At 61.7% G+C, this 14,323-nt stretch carries 14 protein-coding genes; 4 read left to right on the top strand and 10 right to left on the bottom strand.

The genetic code is table 11. The features are described from left to right. Positions 1 to 96: 96 nt before the first annotated feature. Positions 97 to 1,566, top strand: coding sequence for a purine-cytosine permease family protein (locus ACCD02_RS13240; RefSeq protein WP_413302184.1), 1,470 nt, complete (start codon positions 97 to 99; stop codon positions 1,564 to 1,566). Continuing rightward, positions 1,556 to 2,479, top strand: coding sequence for a PfkB family carbohydrate kinase (locus ACCD02_RS13235; protein WP_413302181.1), 924 nt, complete (start codon positions 1,556 to 1,558; stop codon positions 2,477 to 2,479). Before ACCD02_RS13240 ends, ACCD02_RS13235 begins: the two co-directional genes overlap by 11 nt. A gap of 115 nt (positions 2,480 to 2,594) precedes the next feature. Here ACCD02_RS13235 and ACCD02_RS13230 read toward each other — a convergent pair whose 3' ends face one another. From ACCD02_RS13230 to ACCD02_RS13200, 7 genes are all read right to left on the bottom strand, one after another. Beyond that, positions 2,595 to 2,816, bottom strand: coding sequence for a DUF6124 family protein (locus ACCD02_RS13230; RefSeq protein ID WP_413302178.1), 222 nt, complete (start codon positions 2,814 to 2,816; stop codon positions 2,595 to 2,597). Between the two features lie 390 nt (positions 2,817 to 3,206). Beyond that, entirely contained in the window at positions 3,207 to 4,604 is a 1,398-nt protein-coding gene (locus tag ACCD02_RS13225; protein WP_413302176.1) for a sigma-54-dependent transcriptional regulator, read from the bottom strand. Further along, the gene (locus tag ACCD02_RS13220; protein WP_413302174.1) at positions 4,601 to 6,391 is read right to left on the bottom strand and encodes an ATP-binding protein; all 1,791 of its coding nucleotides are present in this window, start codon (positions 6,389 to 6,391) and stop codon (positions 4,601 to 4,603) included. Before ACCD02_RS13220 ends, ACCD02_RS13225 begins: the two co-directional genes overlap by 4 nt. Beyond that, positions 6,391 to 7,515: a GNAT family N-acetyltransferase gene (locus ACCD02_RS13215; protein WP_413302172.1), complete on the bottom strand. Its 1,125-nt coding sequence runs from the start codon at positions 7,513 to 7,515 to the stop codon at positions 6,391 to 6,393. Before ACCD02_RS13215 ends, ACCD02_RS13220 begins: the two co-directional genes overlap by 1 nt. A gap of 6 nt (positions 7,516 to 7,521) precedes the next feature. After that, positions 7,522 to 8,403, bottom strand: a complete 882-nt coding sequence (locus ACCD02_RS13210) for an alpha/beta hydrolase (RefSeq protein WP_413302169.1) — start codon at positions 8,401 to 8,403, stop codon at positions 7,522 to 7,524. Next, positions 8,400 to 9,794: an aspartate aminotransferase family protein gene (locus ACCD02_RS13205; protein WP_413302167.1), complete on the bottom strand. Its 1,395-nt coding sequence runs from the start codon at positions 9,792 to 9,794 to the stop codon at positions 8,400 to 8,402. The genes ACCD02_RS13210 and ACCD02_RS13205 overlap by 4 nt, the downstream gene beginning before the upstream one ends. Next, entirely contained in the window at positions 9,787 to 10,485 is a 699-nt protein-coding gene (locus tag ACCD02_RS13200) for an MtnX-like HAD-IB family phosphatase (RefSeq protein WP_413302164.1), read from the bottom strand. Before ACCD02_RS13200 ends, ACCD02_RS13205 begins: the two co-directional genes overlap by 8 nt. 232 nt (positions 10,486 to 10,717) lie before the next feature. On the opposite strand from ACCD02_RS13200, the gene ACCD02_RS13195 reads away from it, so the two are divergent. Then, positions 10,718 to 11,524 carry a MipA/OmpV family protein gene (locus tag ACCD02_RS13195; protein WP_413302162.1) on the top strand — a complete coding sequence of 269 codons (807 nt, stop codon included), beginning with the start codon at positions 10,718 to 10,720 and terminating at the stop codon, positions 11,522 to 11,524. 58 nt (positions 11,525 to 11,582) lie between these two features. Further along, positions 11,583 to 12,440: a fatty acid desaturase family protein gene (locus ACCD02_RS13190; RefSeq protein ID WP_413302159.1), complete on the top strand. Its 858-nt coding sequence runs from the start codon at positions 11,583 to 11,585 to the stop codon at positions 12,438 to 12,440. A gap of 124 nt (positions 12,441 to 12,564) precedes the next feature. Here ACCD02_RS13190 and ACCD02_RS13185 read toward each other — a convergent pair whose 3' ends face one another. From ACCD02_RS13185 to ACCD02_RS13175, 3 genes are read right to left on the bottom strand one after another with little or no spacing between them, the layout of a single operon-like run. After that, positions 12,565 to 12,966: an EamA family transporter gene (locus ACCD02_RS13185; RefSeq protein WP_413302156.1), complete on the bottom strand. Its 402-nt coding sequence runs from the start codon at positions 12,964 to 12,966 to the stop codon at positions 12,565 to 12,567. A gap of 23 nt (positions 12,967 to 12,989) precedes the next feature. Next, positions 12,990 to 13,364 (bottom strand): transporter, encoded by a 375-nt coding sequence (locus tag ACCD02_RS13180; RefSeq protein WP_413302153.1) that lies wholly within the window; start codon positions 13,362 to 13,364, stop codon positions 12,990 to 12,992. Next, positions 13,361 to 14,281 (bottom strand): arginase, encoded by a 921-nt coding sequence (locus ACCD02_RS13175; protein ID WP_413302151.1) that lies wholly within the window; start codon positions 14,279 to 14,281, stop codon positions 13,361 to 13,363. Before ACCD02_RS13175 ends, ACCD02_RS13180 begins: the two co-directional genes overlap by 4 nt. Between the last annotated feature and the right edge of the window lie 42 nt (positions 14,282 to 14,323).

Genomic DNA, 14,323 nt, shown 5'->3' with positions numbered 1-14,323 from the left:
GCGTCCGGCTGCCTCTGCGGCCACCCATGACAGGGACGTAGAAACTGGATTCCACACTGCCCACAACCAAAACAATTGGCATCAGGAGCCTTTGTCATGAGTTCATCCCATTCGCTTCAAAGCGCAGGACAACTGGAAACACGCGGCATCGAGCCGGTTCCGGAAAACGAGTGCAATGGCCATCCGTTGCAACTGTTCTGGGTCTGGTTCGCCGCCAATATCAGCATTCTCGGCCTGCCCCTGGGGGCAACGCTGGTGGCCTTTCGCGGGCTGTCGATCTGGCAGGCGATCATCGTCGCCATCCTCGGCGCGGCGGGTTCGTTTGCCGTGGTCGGGGTGATTTCCATCGCCGGTCGCCGGGGCCGGGCACCGAGCCTGACCCTGTCCCGGGCGATCTTCGGTGTGCGCGGCAATATCGGCCCGACCATCGTCTCGCTGATGTCGCGCCTGGGCTGGGAGACGGTCAATACGACCACGGCCGCTTTCGTGCTGCTGTCGCTGTGCTCGATCCTGTTCCACACCCCGGTTGAAGCCAAAAGCGCGCCGGGGCTGACCCTGGTGTTCATTGCCATCTTCGTGCTGCTGACCCTCACGGTCTCGGGGCTGGGCCATGCCACGCTGTTGGTCATCCAGAAATGGGCGACCTATATTTTCGGCGCGCTGAACGTCATCGTCGGCGGCTTCCTCATCGCCCATATCGACTGGACAGCGGTGTTCAATGCCACACCGGCGCCGCTCAGCGCCATGATCATCGGCGTCGGCACCATGGCCGCAGGCACCGGTATCGGCTGGGCCAACGCCGGGGCCGATATGTCGCGCTACCAGCATCGCAGCGTCAAGGCCACGCGCCTGGTGGCGTCGGCGGCGTTTGGTGCAGGCATTCCGCTGATTCTGCTGATCACCCTTGGCGGCCTGCTGTCGGTGGGTAATAACGACTTGGCCTCGGCCACTGACCCGATCATCGCCATTCGCCAACTGCTGCCGACCTGGATGGCTGTGCCTTACCTGATCACCGCGTTTGGGGGGCTGCTGCTGTCCAATAACCTGTCGGTGTACTCGGCGGGCCTGACCACTCTGACCCTGGGCCTGAAGATCAAGCGCGTGCATGCGGTGATCGTCGATATCGTGGCGATCTTTGCCGGTTCGATTTACTTCATGCTGATCGCTGACAGCTTCTACGGCCCGTTCATTACCTTTATTTCCCTGCTGGCGGTGCCGATTACTGCCTGGGTCGGGATTTTCGTGGTGGACCTGATTCACCGTCATTACTACTCGCCCAAGGACTTGATGAACGTCTCGCCGGGCAGCGCCTACTGGTACAAGGGCGGCATCGAGTGGCGCGCCCTGGGTGCCTGGGCACTGGCTATCGTATTGGGGTTCAGCTTCACCACTGTCGCCACCACGGCCGACAACGTGCTGTTTCGCGGGGTATTGTCCGACTCCTGGTTCGGCCATAACGGCCTGGGCTGGATCGTGACCTTTGTGGTGGCCGGTGGGGTCTATGCCATGCTCGGCGGCGCCCGCGACCGTCGGATATCTGCCGAAGAGATTCAACATGCCCGCTAGATTGCTGCATACCGGCCAGGTCGTGGTTGACCTGGTCATGGACCTGGATCACCTGCCCAGCTCGGGCGGCGATGTACTGGCCAGCTCGGCACGTTTTGAAGTCGGTGGCGGTTTCAATGTGATGGCCGCTGCGGCTCGTAATGGCATGCCGGTGGTTTACCTCGGCCGCCATGGCACGGGGCGTTTTGGCGACCTGGCGCGTCAGGCCCTGAGTGACGAAGGCATCGAAGTTACCGCCGCTGTCGATACCGGGCAGGACACTGGCTTGTCCGTGGCACTGATCGAGCCGTCCGCCGAGCGCTCGTTCATTTCCCATGTCGGTGCCGAAGGCGGGTTGTCCCTGGCGGATCTGCAGGGCGTCACAGTGCAGGCCGAGGATTACGTCTACGTCAGCGGCTATAGCCTGTTGCACGAAGGCAAGGTCGACAGTCTGCTGGACTGGCTGACGACGTTGCCTCAAGGCACCTGTGTGGCATTCGATCCGGGGCCATTGGTCAACTCGCCGGACAGCGCACAGATTCGCGCGTTACTGCCCTTGATCAGTCTGTGGAGCAGTAATCGCGAAGAGGCGCTGCGCTTCAGTGGTTGTGTTGATATCGCCACGGCGCTGGATCGCCTGAGTGCCTGGCTGCCGGAGAACGCATTGATTGTGTTGCGCGATGGCCCGCAAGGCTGCTGGCTGCGACAGCAGGGCCTGACCCGGCAGATACAGGGTTTCCCGGTGACGGCGGTGGATACCAATGGTGCGGGCGATGCCCATGCCGGTGTCTTGCTGGCCAGCCTGGCGGCAGGATGCTGCGCTGAAGAAGCCGCCCTGCGCGCCAACGCCGCCGCCGCGATTGCCGTGACCCGTCGTGGGCCGGCGACGGCGCCGGGCAGTGATGAGGTGTTGGCGTTGGTTACGATGACCTGAATCCATGCGATGCCCTGTAGGAGCTGCCGAAGGCTGCGAAAGCGGTGTGTCAGGCAAATCCATTCGCAGCCTTCGGCAGCTCCTACAAAATCCCATTTCAATTCGAGCGCGGGTATTACGACGCCGCCAACGAATGATCAACCATCGCAGCAATCCCTTCGATCTGATGCAGGATGCTGAACATCTTCTGCCGGGCAGTGCCATCAAGGCTTTCGCCGAATTCATCGGCGGCGATCTGCACGCTACGCAGCATGTCGGACGCGTGGTTCAGGGCTTGTTGCTGAGTCAGGGAAGGGTGGGCAATGAGGCGAGGTGGATCGGGAATGATTTTATCCATGGGCAAAACTCTTGTGGATTTCCGGGAACCGTCACCTCTCGCTACCAACGATGGGTGGCGGCCGTACGCAGGTTGGTAGATCCGGTCACAAGCACCCGGCTCGCCCGAAGGCGACATGCGCACGGCCACCAAAAAATGGCCGCGGAACACGTCCCGCAAAAGGAGACGTACCATGCTTGTGAACCCCAGATCTACCAAATCTGATCGCTGATTTTGCAGCGACCGCGCAAGGGTAGAGAGCTGAATTCATCGAAACAAGGGCTCGGGATTTTCTAGGAAATTTCACTCAAGAGAAAGAGAGGCGTCTTGCTATCGGTGGTGAAAGCGGCGGCAAAAATGCCCTGCAGGACTCGAATTGCAATGAGATCGCGTAGGAACCGGCGCACGGTATCAGCGGGCGATTTTATCGACATGGATCTCCAGCTTCTTCAACCGATACCACAGGCTGCGTTCAGAGATGCCGATCAACTGCGCAGCAGCGGCCTGGACGCCGTTGGTCTCTTGCAGGGCGGCAAGGATGTAGGCTTTTTCCACTTCTGCCAGGGCCGCATCGAGGTCTTTGGGGATGCCGGGGCCGTCGCTGAGGATGGCGGCGGCGCTGCTGCTGACGGGCCGGGCGCCGAACAGATAGCCCGGCAGGTCCTGCTCTTCGATGGTGTGGCTGGCGGCGACGATGGTGGCTCGTTCCACGCAGTTCTGCAGTTCGCGGATATTGCCCGGCCAGGGGTAGCGGGTCATGGTCAGCAGGGCATCGGCGCTGAAGCCGGTGATGCGCTTGCCCGCCGTGGCACCGAGGGTATGGGCAAAATGCCGGGCCAGGGGGGCGATATCTTCGACCCGCTCACGCAAGGCCGGCAGGGGGATCGGGAAGACATTGAGGCGGTAATACAGGTCTTCGCGGAATTCCTTTTTCGCCACGGCCTCAAGCAGGTCCTTGTTGGTCGCGGCGATGACCCGCACGTCGACCTTGCGCTCGCGAGGGTCGCCCACCGGTTCGATCACCCGCTCTTGTAAGGCACGCAGGATCTTGGCCTGCAAGGCCAGGGGCATGTCGCCGACTTCATCGAGAAACAGCGTGCCCTTGTCCGCTTGCTGGAAGCGCCCGATGCGATCCGCCACGGCGCCGGTAAAGGCGCCCTTGCGATGGCCAAACATTTCGCTTTCCAGCAGGCCTTCGGGGATGGCCGCGCAGTTGACCGCGACGAAGGGTTTGTCGGCGCGGTTGCCGTGCTTGTGAATGGCCCGGGCGACCATTTCCTTGCCGGTGCCGCTCTCGCCGGTGAGCAGGATAGTGGCGCTGCTTTCCCGTACTGAATCCACGGCCTGCAACACCCGGCGAAAGGCCGGGCTTTCGCCGACCAGGCTGTCGATCTGTTGATGTTCGTCGAGTTCGGCGCGCAGGCGCTGGTTGTCGCGCAGGATGTCGCGAAACTGCAGCGCCTTGCTGACGGTGATGTCCAGCTCGTCGATATCGAAGGGTTTGCTGATGTAGTCGAAGGCGCCGTTGCGCATCGACTGCACGGCGTTTTTTACCGTGCTGTAGGCGGTCATCACGATTACCGGCAACTGCGGGAAACGCAGTTTGATCTCCGCCAGCAGTTGCGGGCCATCCATGCCGGGCATGCGCCAGTCGCTGATGACCAGGTCGATTTCTTCGCGCTCAAGCACCGTCAGCGCATGCAGGCCGTTGCCCGCGGTAAACACCTGGATACCGTTCTGGCTCAGGGCCGAGGCCAGCAGGTCACAGAGCTTGGGCTCGTCGTCCACCACCAGCACGTTATGACTCATGAGGGTTTTCCTTCATCGCTGTGTTCATGGCTGGGCAGGTACAGGTTGAACGTCGCCCCGGCGCCGGGTTCGCTGATGCATTCGATGCGGCCGCCGTGGTTTTCCATGATCGAGTAGACCTTGGCCAGACCCAGGCCGGTGCCCGAGGCCTTGGTAGTGACAAAGGGGGTGAAGATACGTTCCAGCATATCCGCTTCGATGCCCTGACCGGTATCGGTGACGCTGATCACGGTATAGGGCGCTTCGCTGGCGATGCCCAGGATCAGGTGCCCGCCGCCGGGCATGGCGTCGATGGCATTGAGTACCAGGTTCAGGCAGGCCTGGGTCAACTGGCGGCCGTCGACGTAGATCATCGCATTGCGATCATGTTCGACGATGCTCGCCTGGACATGGTGGGTTTCCAGCTCCGGCGCGCAGAAACCCAGCAGGTCTTCGAGCAGCGGCCGCGCCAGTTGCAGGGAACGCAGGGGCGCGCTGGGGCGGGCGAAATCGAGGAAGTCGGTGATCAGGTCATTGATCCGGGTGACTTCGCTGATCACATATTCCAGATGGCGCATGTCGGTTTCCGGCAGGGCGGCGCGGCGGTGCAGCAGTTGCGTGGCGGTCTTGATGATGCCCAGGGGGTTGCGGATCTCGTGGGCCAGGCCCATGGCCACTTCGCCGAGGGTGTGCAGACGGTCGCGGCGGCGCAGCTGGGACTCCAGATGTTGCAGCTCGCGCAGGCGTTCAGTCATGTGGTTGAAGGTCACGCTCAGCTCGGCCAGTTCGTCGCTGCCGATGACTTCCACTTGTTGGTGATAGTCACCTGCGGTGACGGCACGCACGCCTGCCGAGAGACCACGCAGGGGCAGGGTCAGGCGTCGGGAAATCAGCCAGCCGACACTCAGGGACAAGGCTGAACCGACCAGCAGAATCAGCACGAACAGGTTGGTCTGGTTGACCAGCCCGACCAGGCTGGAATGGCGCAGCAGGCCGCTGAACACCACGCCCTGCATCTCGCCGCTGTCATTGAAGATCGGCGAATACAGGCCGCTGTAGCGCGAAGTGGACTGTTCGCTGGCGGCCTTGGTGTCGCGCAGGATCTGTTCGATCTTGTGCGGCACCAGGGCCGGGTGATCTTCAAAACGCTGGGTCGAGAAAACCTCGCCGAAACCCACCTTGTTGCTCAGGTACAGGCGCAGGTCCAGGGAGTGCACATCGGCCACGCTGGTGAGGAAGCTGCTGTCCAGGTAGGTGGTGATCAGCAGTTCGTAATCGACGCCATCCTCGGTGGTATGAAAGGTCGAGACCACGGCGCCGACCTGGGTGCCGCCGTTCTGCAGGGTTTGCAGCACGGCATTGGGCGCCAGGCTGATCTGCGCGACCACATCATCCGGGGCGGTGGAGTAGATCACTTTGTGATCACTGGAGCGGATCAGTGCGACCACGTCGATGCCCATGGCGTCGGCTGTGTCGGCGATCATCCGGTCGTGCTTGTTGCCCATGTGCACTGCCGGGTGGGTGTAGGTCAGGAACAGCTGCGCGACCCTGGCGTTGTCACGCAGGATCTCGCTGATCTCGTCTTCAACGATGCGCGTCGACTCCTGCAGCCAGATGCGTACGTTGCTTTCGAAAATCTGCGACAGGGTGGTTGCCGCCAGTTCGGCGGCGATCATGGTCGGAATGACGCTGACCAGCCAGAACGCCAGGACCAGCTTGCGTTGAACGCTCCAGCGTGACAGCGAGAAAAACGATGCTCTGGCCTGGGGCCGGTTCTGGTTCTGGTTCTGGTTCTGGTTCTGAGCCATCAAGGTTCGCTTATTGCCGCCGCCATGGCGGGGTCGTGTCGGTCGGGGCGGATGATCAGTCTGACCAGCTTGAGCAGGTTGTTGAGCATCCAGTTGCGATGACGGAAGAACAACATATTGCCCTGGAATCGGCAACCGTAACGGATCTTGTTGGCGTAACCGGCCTGGCCTGATTCGTACACCGGAATGCGATGTTGAATACAGTAGTCGACATTGGCCAGCCAACTGCGTGCGTACAGGTTGTGCTCGCGGGTGTGCTGCGGGTCGTGGGCGAAGAACTTGTCGATCAGGCGCCGTTCGTCCAGCAGCATCAGGTTGAAGGCCACCAGTTGCTCGTCGATCCAGTACAGCACGCAGACCGCGCGTTCTTCGAGCTGTTTGAGGATGCCGGTGAAATAGTCCGGCCCTAGGCGCTCGAATTGCAGATCGCTGCGGGCCAGGGTGGCTTCGTACAGGCGCATGATGTCCGGCAACACGTCGTCGATAGTGTGTCGCCACTCGATACGCGGCGCCGGCCCGCGCAGGATACGCCGCAGGTCCTTGCGCGTGGATTTGCCCAGGGAACCTAGGTAGGCCTCGATGGAGCCGAACTGCACCGGCAGGGTCGAGCTGGGCAGGCTGGGCATGGATTGCAGCCCGGCATCACGGCAGCTCTGTACCCAGTGCTCGTCGGCGATGGGCGCATCCTTGACAGCCAGAAGGCCGATCCCAAAGCTGTCGGCATCGCGGCGCGCCAGTTGCAACAGTTCGCTGAGCAGATGACGACGCTGATGGACAGGCACGCAGCTGGCGGTACCGGCATTGCATTGCTCGGCCACGGGTGAACCGATGGCATACAGCGAGACTTGCAGGGCACCGGGCCACAGGCTCTGGAGTTTTTCGGTCAGGCGCTTGCCTGCACCCTGCATTGTGGTGTCGAGGCTGTAGTGGGTGATAAAGGCCGGCGCCACCGCGAGCAAGACCTCTCCTTCAAACAACGCCAGGTAGCGCCAGCGAAACTCCGCAATCCCGGCCGTTTCCACCGCCAGATAGTAATCCCAGTCTTCCAGGGAAGCGGGGAAGCAATCATTCCACTGGTCCCGATCGATAGCCTGAATGCTGGCGAATGCATGCGCAGTGATCATTGAAGGTCAGGCCAATTGCTGCTGTTCATGGAAGGGCGCCGCATGGGTTTCGCGGCTGGTGGCAGCGGTGCGGGTTTCGATGAAGCTGGCGCTCAGCGCCACCACTTCGCGGTACTGCAGATCGACCGTGATCATGTGATAGCAGTTGTCCAGTAGCACCTTGACCACCGGGCCGCCGATGCGCCGTTCGATGTAGTCGGCATTCCAGCGGCTGGTGATGTCGTCCTCGCTGGAATGCAGCACCAGGGTCGGCGTGGTGATCGTCGGCATGCGCCGCTTGACCACGGCAATCAGCCGATGCAGTTCGCGCACGCTGACGCCGGACATGGTCAACAGCCCGGCATTGCTGCTTTCGCCGTCTTTCATCTGCCGTTCGACGATGGCCCGCAGGCGCGGGTTCTTGATGCCATAAGGCGGCTTTTCGTTGAAGCGGCAGATATGCACGCCAAACGGAATCGCCATGAAAATATTGGTGAACTTGGCGGCGAACGGCATGTTCCAGCCGTCGTAGCGCAAGGTCGTGGAATACAGCAGCAGCCCGGCGATCTGCCCCGGATGCTCGGCGGCCATGTGCATGGACATCACCGCGCCCATGGACAGTCCGCCGACAAACACTTCCTCGTGACGCGCGCGGATGCCGACGAAAGCACGGCGGGCGCTTTCGTACCAGTCGGTCCAGACCGTGCGTTGCAAGTCATCGTTGTTGCCGCAGTGCCCGGCCAGGGTCGGCACGTACACCGTGCAACCCCGGTCCGCCAGACCCTGGGCCACCCGACGCAACTCCGTCGGGGTGCCCGTGAGGCCGTGGATCAATAGCACCGCGACGCGACCCTCGCCAAGCACGAAACCGGCATCGCCTTCGCCCATGTCGATCGCGGTCTCGTTCATCGTTTCATGGCCCGGTGCAGCAGGCGGTCGAGCAGGGCCAGGCCCAGGTCGATTTCGGCGTAGCTGATTTCCAGCGACGGTGCCAGGGTGATGACGTTCTTGTAGTAGCCGCCCACGTCGAGGATCAGGCCCAGGCGCTTGCCGTCGATCTCGATGTCGCCTTTCATGCCTTCGTCGACCATGAAGTCCAGGGTCGCCTTGTCCGGGGTGAAGCCGTCCGGACCGCAGATTTCGCAGCGCAGCGCCAGGCCCAGGCCGTCGACGTCGCCGATGATCGGGTAGCGTTTCTGCAGGTCCTGCAGGCCGGCCAGGAAGTATTTGCCCTTTTCCATGACCATCGCGCCGTAGTCGATTTCCGAGGTCATCTTGAACATTTCCAGGCCCACGGCAGTGCCCAGCGGGTTGGAGGCGAAGGTGGAGTGGGTCGAGCCTGGCGGGAAGATCTTCGGATTGATCAGCTCTTCACGCGCCCAGATGCCGCCCAGCGGGTTGAGGCCGTTGGTCAGGGCCTTGCCGAACACGATCACGTCGGGTTTGACGTCAAAGTGCTCGATGGACCACAGCTTGCCGGTGCGATAGAAGCCCATCTGGATTTCATCGACCACCATCAGGATGCCGTGCTGGTCGAGGACCTGCTTGAGTTCGCTGTAGAAGTTCATCGGCGGAATCACGTAGCCGCCGGTGCCCTGGATCGGCTCGACGTAGAAGGCGGCGTATTCGCTCTGGCCGACTTTCGGGTCCCACACGCCGTTGTATTCGGTCTCGAACAGACGGGCGAACTGCTTGACGCAGTAGCTGCCGTATTCTTCCTTGCTCATGCCTTTGGGGCCGCGGAAGTGGTACGGGAACGGGATGAACTGCGCACGCTCGCCGAAATGACCGTAGCGGCGACGGTAGCGGTAGCTGGAGGTGATCGACGAAGCGCCGAGGGTACGACCGTGGTAGCCGCCTTCAAAGGCGAACATCAGGCTCTTGCCGTTGCTGGCGTTACGCACGACTTTGAGCGAATCCTCGATGGACTGGGAGCCGCCGACGTTGAAGTGCACGCGACCGTCGAGGCCGAACTTCTTCCTGGCGTCCACCGCGATGTGTTCCGACAGCTCGATCTTGCCTTTGTGCAGGTACTGGCTGGCAATCTGCGGCAGGGTGTCGATCTGTTGTTTCAGCGCATTGTTCAGGCGTGGGTTGGCGTAGCCGAAGTTGACCGCCGAGTACCACATCTGCAGGTCGAGGTAGGCCTGGTCGCTGGTGTCATAGACGTACGAACCTTCGCAGCGGCTGAAAATGCGCGGCGGGTCGATGTAGTGAACGGTGTCGCCGAAGGAGCAGTACTTGGCTTCTTTTTCCAGAAGGATCTGGTCTTCAGGGGTGGCGATGCGGATATCAGACATGGTGGAAGAGTTCCTGCTGTTCAAGAGGGAGGCGGTTGGCTGCCGGGGTGTCGCTATGCGGCAACAGGGCCAGCAGCGCGGGGAGTTCGGCGAAGGAGTCGAAGCGGGCGTAGGGGATGCCATTGCGCTCGCAATGGTCGGCCAGGCTGTTTTTGGCGAAGACGAAGTCGGCGGTCGAAGCGACGCACATGTCGGACTTGCCGTCGCCGATCACCAGCACACGCTTGCCTTGCGGCGTGGACTTGCATTTGCAATTGCCCGACGCGGCGCGACAGGCATCGCTGGCATTGGGAAAAACGATGCGCCAGCTGTCGTGGTCAACCTGACGCAAGCGGTTGGCAATGATCGGCAGCAGCGGGCCGTCGTTGCGCGAGAGGATTCGCGCAATGCCTTGCTCGAGACCGTCACTGACGATATCCAGCGTCGCGCCACGGCCCATGACCAGCTCGACGAAGTCGGTGAAGGCCGGGTCGATCTTGACGCTGTCAAAGTGTTCCAGCAGTTGTGCCGGGTAAGCCTTGACCAGCGCAATCTGGCGGCTGAGGCATTCCCGGGAACCAATTCGGCCGGACAGCCATTCTTCTTCGATAGCTTCCCAGCTCGGATCAGCGAACCGTTCCAGGATGCTGTCGATTACGTCGGTGCGGGTGATCGTACCGTCGAAATCACACACGATATGCCAGTGCATCATCTGCATTTGCCTATGTTGATTAAGGCGCTCAAAGCGCTGTCATAGGCGGTAGAGCAGGGAGTGTGCCAAAGGGCCAAAAGCCAGCCAGGCTGGGCCTGCGCCGGGGTATGCCGAGAAAAGCAGGCGGCGAAGCTACAATTTTTGTAGGTCGCTACAAACAACATCAGTGCTTGCGTGGGAGGGCCTGTCCGAGGATTGATGCCGCCATGTTCTGCTACCCGGGATTTGCCTCATGTCATCGTTCAACCGCGCTCTGCCCTTGTTCTGCGCCCTGTTCTTCAGCGCTTTCGGCCATGCCGATGAAGTGACGGACGCGCTGGACAGCCTGGGCCTGAGCGGCCTCAAGGGCATGGCGGGCGCGGGCTACGCGTACCGCCCCTATGACCCCACGGCCAGCCACTATGAGTTCAAGCCGATTCCCTATCTGGACCTGAGCCTGGGCAGCGTCGATCTCGACTCCGAGGATGGCTTGTCCTGGAATGCCCTCAAGCTCGACGGATGGAGCGCCGGACCTTTCGTCAACTACGTGCCGGGGCGCGACGATAACGACGCATTGCGCGGCCTGCGTAACGTACCGGGTATGGGGGAGGTGGGTGGTTTTGTTGAATACAGCCCGTTCGAAGGCCTGCGCGCCTTTGCCCGCACAGGCCGTACCTTTGGCGGCGCCAGCGGACAGGGAGGGCTGCTGGGGCAGTTGGGCAGCGAAGCCGACTATCCCTTGGGTCCAGAGAGCCTGGGCATTTTTGGCGGGACGACGGTGACGGCTCACTACGCCAATGCCGAACAGACCCGCACCTTCTTCGGGGTCAGCCAGCAGGAATCCGCCGCGTCCGGCATCCGCCCGTACCGCGCCAGCGGCGGCCTGCAGGACATCACACTGAGCCAGAGCGCGGCCTTTCCATTGGTCGGGAATTGGTCGCTGCTGACCAGTGTCAGTTGGGTTCACCTGACTGATTCTGCGGCCGACAGCAGCATCGTCAAGCAGCGCGGCAGCGCCGATCAGGGCGAGGTGGACGCAGCATTGGCTTACCACTTCTGAGGATTGGTCTGACGTTTGCAATGGCCCTGAAAGACTCATCATTTCGAGGTGGTTTTTCATGGCTCGTCCCGTTTATCGCTGGCTCGCCCATTCGCTCTGGGACCTGATCCCCATTGCCATGGGCTTGGCGCATTTTGCTTTCGTGGTCTGGCTGGTCGCAGCCTTCCACAGCCTGTCGTGGTGGGCCCTCGTGCCCCTGGCGCTGCTGTATGCCGTAAGCCTGTCGTGGAGCATCAACAGCATTTCCCACAACCAGATTCACAACGCCTACTTCACCGTGCCGTGGATGAACCGGGCGTTCGATCTGCTGCTGTCGGTGACCATCGGCTTCTCCCAGACCCTGTATCGCGATATCCACAACCGCCATCACCGCGGCAACTCCGACCTGCCCGACGCCCATGGCGAAACCATCGACCCGCTGTCGATCTACAAGCACGGCCGGGACGGCCAGCCGGAGGAACTCTGGCGCTATGTCTTTCTCAGCATGTTTCGCGACGATCCCAAGGCGTTCTACGAAGAAATGCAGCGCAAGCGCCCGGCCGACGCGCGTTGGGTCAAGGTGGAAATCTATCTGACCATCGCTTTCTACATCGCGCTGGCGCTCTACGACTGGCACGCGGTTCTGCTGCTGTTGCCGTTCTGGTACCTGGGCCAGTCGCTGTCGTCGCTCAATGGCTATTACGAACACCTGGGCGGCAACCCCGATCTGCCGATTGCCTGGGGCGTCAGCTCATACAGCGTGCTGTACAACCTGATCTGGATGAACAACGGCTATCACGCCGAACACCACTACCGGCCGAAGATGCATTGGACCAAGGTCAAGGCGTTTCACCGGCAGATCCGCGAGCAGCAGCGTGAGGCGGGGGTGAAGGTGATACCGGTGTCCCATGGGTTGGGCTTTTTGCTGCGCAGGTAATCCAGCGGCGAGCCTCGTCCCGTTGGAGCGAGGCTTGCCCGCGAAGGCTGTTTCTGACTCAAAAGATGTATCGCATGTGCGATCCTCTTCGCGGGCAAGCCGGCTCCTACAGAATCACCTGCGGCTACTCGTGATCCCCCTCTGCCAATAACGTAATCCCGCCGACGATGATGGCCACTCCCAGCCAGTGCAGCCAGCTGATGTGCTCGCCCAGGCCCAGCCAGGAGCCGAGCAGTACGCCGACAAATACCAGCGAACTCAGGGGAAACGCCACGCTCAGGTGAGTGCTGCGCAGGATCAGCATCCAGATCAGGAACGATGCTGCGTAGCAACCCACCGCCACCAATACCGCAGGGGTCGTCAGGGCCGTGATCAGCCAGTTCAGACCGAAGGTCATGTTGGTCAGGTCATCGCCGCCCAGCTTCATGGCGATCTGCGCCGTGCTTTCGCTGGTAATCAGCATGGCCCACAGGGCAACACTGGTGCTGCGTTTGGCCAGCCAGTTATGGGTTGTGGAATGGCTCATGATGGATTCTTCGTTCATAGCGTTCAGCCTCCAGTGGCGATGACCAGCATGACGCCGCCGGTAATGACCAGGGTGCCCAGCCAGCGACGGCGGCTGACGGTTTCGCCCAGTACCAGGCGCCCGGCCAGAACCACGCCGCAATAACTCAGGCTGGCCGCCGGAAACGCCACGCTCAGCGGGGCGAGCGACAACACTTCCAGCCAGACCAGAAACTCGACGATATAGGCCACGATGCCCGCCCAGAGCAGAGGAGCGGCCATCAATTGCAGCCAGAAACCGCGCAGGCGAAAGCCGCCGTCCTGCTCGGGCAGGCGATCCAGGCCGAGCTTGAAGGCCAGTTGGCCGATCACGTCAAGGAGGATGGAAAAGGCGATCAGTAGAATGATGGACAGGCTCACGCAAACACCTCGTCGAACAGGTCGATCAAGGCGCCGTTGGTATAGGCGTTGCGCAGGATATCCAGTTCACTCCAGCGCTCGGCCGGGGGCTGATCGGACTTGGCTTCCCAGCGTTTGAGCGGGTTGCTGTAAGCCGGTTTGGCGAACTCGCCGCAGACATCGATACCAATGACCCGCGTGCGCGCCGCCAGCAAACCCAATGCTTGCAGCAGATGGGACAGACGCATGCCGCCCTGATCCCAATTGGTGGCGGCGTCCTCGCTGGCGAGTACGTCCTTGTCGATGGTGATCCAGATGGCCTCGGTGGGCAGGCTGTCGATCAGCCGGGCGAGAAAGCGTGGCCAATCCTGCTCGGCGAGGTTCTTCCAGTGCAGATGGTTGTCGCGCTGCTGATGGCCGGGCCCATCGCCGATATACCCCCAGACTTTCGATGGCGCGTGCTGCCAGGGAAACAGCTGCAGGTCGCCGCGCTTCAAGGCGCCGAGATTGCCGCCGCGCAACTGCGGGTTGTGCAGGTCATCGCTGCACGGGCCGAGGGTGACGATGCGTTTGATGTTCGGCAGCTTCAGCGCCCGATTGACCCAGGATCCGCAATGACGACGGGGTGCCAGTTGCACCCAGTCGGGGTGGTTGTCGAAGTGGATCAGGGTTACTGGTTCCGGCAGGTCGGTAAGGAAAGCCGGGGTCAGATGGTGATAGTCGCCGGAGCCGACAAAGTAGATTTCCGGCCGCTTGCCTATAGGCCGGGCGCGATGTTCCAGACGTTGAGCGAAGCGCCGGTAGTTTTTTTCCGTGGACCACAGGCGCAGTTTCGGGCCCAGTTCCAGCAAGTCGATGCGCGTGGCGCGGCCATCGGCCAGACGCTGCGCAATCGGCGCCTGGGCCGTCAGGCTGTGGTCGAGATCGAGAATGTTCAAAGGTCGGATTCACCTGTGCCAATCCCGCTCAGATACCGGCTT

The organism is Pseudomonas sp. Pseusp88, from assembly GCF_047303955.1.
In the GTDB taxonomy this organism is placed as follows: Bacteria; Pseudomonadota; Gammaproteobacteria; order Pseudomonadales; family Pseudomonadaceae; genus Aquipseudomonas.
Note: the sequence above shows the minus strand (reverse complement) of the source record. Positions and strands in the feature narration are given on the sequence as shown.